This window comes from Candidatus Acidiferrales bacterium, assembly GCA_036514995.1.
GTDB lineage: Bacteria > Acidobacteriota > Terriglobia > Acidiferrales > DATBWB01 > DATBWB01.
The window spans coordinates 1-3828 of sequence record DATBWB010000123.1; the positions used below are offsets into that span (position 1 = coordinate 1).

The following is a 3828-nucleotide window of genomic DNA, read 5'->3' on the forward strand; positions in this document are numbered from 1 at the left end:
CACCGGACCAAGCAAGGTGAGCGCGATTTCTCCGCCCGCCGAAACCCGCACGGAACGGTTCAGCTCCGGCGCTTCAAAGACAGAGATCTCCAACAGGTCTTCCGGCCCGATGGAGTAGTCCTCGCTGCGACCAGAGGAATCACGAGGGGTCAGGCTAAGGCGCAACTGCTCGAGCCGCTGATTGAGCTCTTCTGCGGTCTTTGGATTCTGCTGGACAAGCTTCGGGTCTTGCGATGCACCCTGGCCATATAAGGGCCCCGCGATCACAAGAACTGCGAAGGTAATCATCAGGGATAGACGATTTGCTGAACTCAGAACCTGCTTGCGAATCATCTGAACTCTCGTTTCTGTGAGTTTCGGTTGACTAGTTTGTGCGAGGTCCTACTTCGTGCCTGCTCCTGCACACACCGTCCGTCGAGAGGACACTCCCAGATTACCGGAGCGAACGCGTCTCTACGTCTCGCAAGGGAGAGGCGTTGAATCGCCCGGGAAGGCGGTTCGGCGAGGCATTCGCTGTCTTAGCCCCTCGATGCTACGGACAGACAATCTGAGGCCGATTTGGTGAAACCACCACGCAGTCCTGCGGCTGCGCGCGGTTCAGGGCCTGCACACCCAAAACGAGTCCAGTGATGCCGGCCGCCGCGCTGGCGACGAGCACAACCGTCCACAGCGGGCCAAGCCCGCCTGCCGCCAGGGCCGGGGTGGGGACGGTGGCTTCCAGGGTTGTCCCTTCCTTGACTTCGACGGTGCGGTTGGAAGCGCGCACCATGGCCGTACCCTTGCGTGCCAACACCTTGAGGTTGCCGCCTGAAATGGCGACTTCATATAGGCCACCCGATGGCCCTGCGGCCTGAATCTCAACGCCACCAGCCCTCACCAAAAGCGGCTGGTCGCTGCGGTTGACCACCGCCAGCGCGCCGCGCTCAAGGGCGACAGTGATCTGTTGTCCGGCGCGATCGACCTGAACGGCGCTCTGCGAGGGCAGGAGAACCTGATCGCCGCCGGTCAGCGATAGACCCAGTGCGGTCTCATTGCCGGTGGAGATCCGGTCCCCGGCAAAGACCGTGGATTCGGCCGGGGCTGCGGTGCCATTGATTTCGACTCGTCCTTTCATGTTCATCTTGCCCACCACGGCCGGCGAGCCGGCCAGAGAGAGTGGCGGGAGGGCCAGCAGTACAGAAAAGGCAACTGCCAAGGGTGCTTTGGCTACCATGTGTTCCTCCTCAGAGAATTGATCATCAGCAACTTGTGACAGAACTGCCCGCCCAGGGGGTCCGGCTGAGCCTGCCCGAAAAGGGATAGGGCTCAGGAATCAATGGGCCGCATGCCCGTCGAACCTGTCAGCAGCCAAGATCTGGGTTCGAACGTGATCGGCAAGGCTCGTGGACAGCCCCAGCTTTGTTCCAGAATTGGAACGGATATCGGGCATATTCAGGAGGGGTATTGCAACCGGAGTGCCATTTGGGAAGCCAGGCATGAGTTGAGGGGGCCAGCGATTTTCGAGGTTGTATGAGGCTAGTGCATCGGGTATTTTCGACGGGATCATGGTGGACATTCACTGTCACATCCTTCCGGGGCTGGACGACGGTGCGGAGTCGCTGGATGAAGCCGTCCAGATGGGTGAAATGGCGATTGCGGACGGGATCACGCACGTTGTAGGCACGCCACACTCAAATGACCAGTACCGGTTTGATCCCGTTTTGGTACGGCAGCGCCGGGATGAACTACAGGACAAGTTTGGGGACCGGCTGAAGATTGCTACAGGCTGTGACTTTCACTTGAGTTATGAAAACCTGCAGGACATCCGAGAGCATCCGACGAAGTACACGCTGAACCAGCTGAACTACCTGCTAGTGGAATTCGCTGACTTTGCGATTCCACCGACGATCGAGGAGACGCTGCACCATCTGCAATTGGCCGGGATTTCACCGATCATTACGCACCCGGAGCGGAATGGGCTGATTCGGGCAAAACCTGAGAGGCTGTATGGCTGGATTCATCAGGGGTGTTACGTGCAGGTGACGGCGTCGTCGCTGCTGGGGCGCTTCGGGCCGGCGACGCAGCGACTGGTGGAGAAGTGGCTGGCGGGGGGGCGGATTCACTTTTTTGCCACCGACGCGCACAACCTGACGTCGAGGCCGATGCGGATGCGGGCGGCGTATAAGGCAGTGGCCAAGGGGCGGGGGGAAGAGGTAGCCCGGGCGCTTTTTCAGGAGAACCCGCTGGCAGCGTTTGAAGGGCGGCCGTTGCCTTATGTGCCGGAGCCAGAGGAGGCAGGCGGGGGGGCGAGGCGACGGAAGCGATTCTTTTTTTTCTAGAGCCTGTTGCATGACCACCCTAAGTTATTGATTCCAAAGGATCGAAATTGGATTATGCAACAGCTTCTAGGCAGAAACCAGACGATCAATCCAGCAGTTCCATGACTTCTTCATACCGCTTGAAGGGCGGGATCAGGTAGGCGCCGGCCAGCTCGGAGCGCGCCCACTGAAGCATGCGACGGGCGAGAGAAAAGCCGGCGTCGCGCGCGGAGTTTCCAGCGGCCTCCAGTTCTTTGAGAACAGAGTCCGGGACAAGGATGCCCGGAACCTCGTGGTTGAGGCGCAGGGCCTGCTTATAGCTGGTCAGAGGCCACACGCCGGCGAGGACGGGGACGGGTGTTTTGCCGCCGATTCGGCGAAGAAAACTGTGCCAATGATCCGGGTCGAACAACGGCTGGGTCATGGCGAAGTGAGCGCCAGCTTCGACCTTGGCGAGGAAGCGTTCGATTTCGGTGTCGAGGTCATCAGCCACAGGATTCAGCGCGACACCGATGGTGAAGTTGGTAGCACCACCGAGAGTTTTTCCCGCCCAATCGGCGCCCTGATTGAGCCGGGCCAAGACTCGAACGAGGCCGATGGAATCAATTTCATAGACACCGCTGGTTTCGGGGTGGTCGCCAAGCGAGGGCGGGTCACCCGTGATCGCGAGGATATTGCGGACGCCACTGACGGCCCAGGCACCAAGAAGAACTGCTTGCAGTCCGATGATGTTGAGGTCGCGGGTTGTGAGGTGAGGGATTGTTTGGACGCCGCGGGCCTCGAGCGCGCCGGCGAGCATGATGGCGTCCATACCGACGCGGGCGAGCGTGCCGCTATTGATGTCAATGGCGTCAACGCGGCCTCCGGCCATGAGCTTGTCAACTTGTTCGAAGATGCGTTCGAGAGAGACGCCTTTTGGCGGGTCAATCTCGACTGAGACGACAAACTGACCGGACTGAATCTTTTTCCAGAGTGCGCTTTCGGGTTGTCGGGCGACGGGACGGCGAGGTTCAGGGGCAACTTCGGTTACGGCGCGCGAGACGGGGCTGGGGGTGGGACGCCGGAGTTGGACAGCTACAGCGAGGGCACGGATGTGCTCCGGCGTGGTCCCGCAGCAGCCGCCGATCAAGCGGACACCCAGGTCAGCCGCTTCGCGGGCGAAGAGGGCGAAATAGTCGGGCGAAGAGCGAGGATAGACGACGCGGTCGCCGACTCGCTTGGGAAAGCCGGCGTTGGGCATGGCGGTCAGCGGCAAGCCTTCGACGGAAGCGAACTCCTGGAGAATGGGAAGCAGGAGCTGGGGGCCGAGAGTGCAGTTGGCGCCAATGGCCTGAACATTTTTCTCTTTCAGTCGGGCAGCGGCATCGCGCGGGCGGGTGCCGCCAAAGGTAGTGCCTTCCTCGGAGAAAGTCAGCTCGGCCACGATGGGGAGGCTCGAGAACGAACGGATTGCATCAATGGCTGCCAGAAGTTCTTCGAGGTCTGAGAAGGTCTCCAGGATGAACAGGTCCACGCCGCGTTCTTCAAGGGC

At 60.6% G+C, this 3828-nt stretch carries 4 protein-coding genes; 1 reads left to right on the forward strand and 3 read right to left on the reverse strand.

All coding sequences use genetic code 11. The annotated features are described in order from the left end of the window. Window positions 1-333 (reverse strand): polysaccharide biosynthesis/export family protein (locus VIH17_08770; protein HEY4683328.1); only part of this gene is annotated, 333 nt, incomplete at its 3' end. Window positions 334-532: 199 nt separating this feature from the next. Then, window positions 533-1213 (reverse strand): FecR domain-containing protein, encoded by a 681-nt coding sequence (locus VIH17_08775; protein ID HEY4683329.1) that lies wholly within the window; start codon window positions 1211-1213, stop codon window positions 533-535. A gap of 292 nt (window positions 1214-1505) precedes the next feature. Here VIH17_08775 and VIH17_08780 point away from each other — a divergent pair, with 292 nt between their 5' ends. After that, complete coding sequence (locus VIH17_08780; protein HEY4683330.1) at window positions 1506-2318, forward strand: CpsB/CapC family capsule biosynthesis tyrosine phosphatase; 813 nt, start codon at window positions 1506-1508, stop codon at window positions 2316-2318. A gap of 85 nt (window positions 2319-2403) precedes the next feature. On the opposite strand, the gene VIH17_08785 is transcribed toward VIH17_08780, so the two are convergent. Beyond that, window positions 2404-3828, reverse strand: a 1425-nt coding sequence (locus VIH17_08785; GenBank protein HEY4683331.1) for a bifunctional homocysteine S-methyltransferase/methylenetetrahydrofolate reductase, incomplete at its 5' end; no start/stop codon positions are given.

Coding starts and splice junctions, on each gene's coding strand:
- VIH17_08775 (HEY4683329.1), bottom strand. CDS start 1,213: ATGGTAGCCAAAGCACCCTTGGCAGTTGCCTTTTCTGTACTGCTGGCC.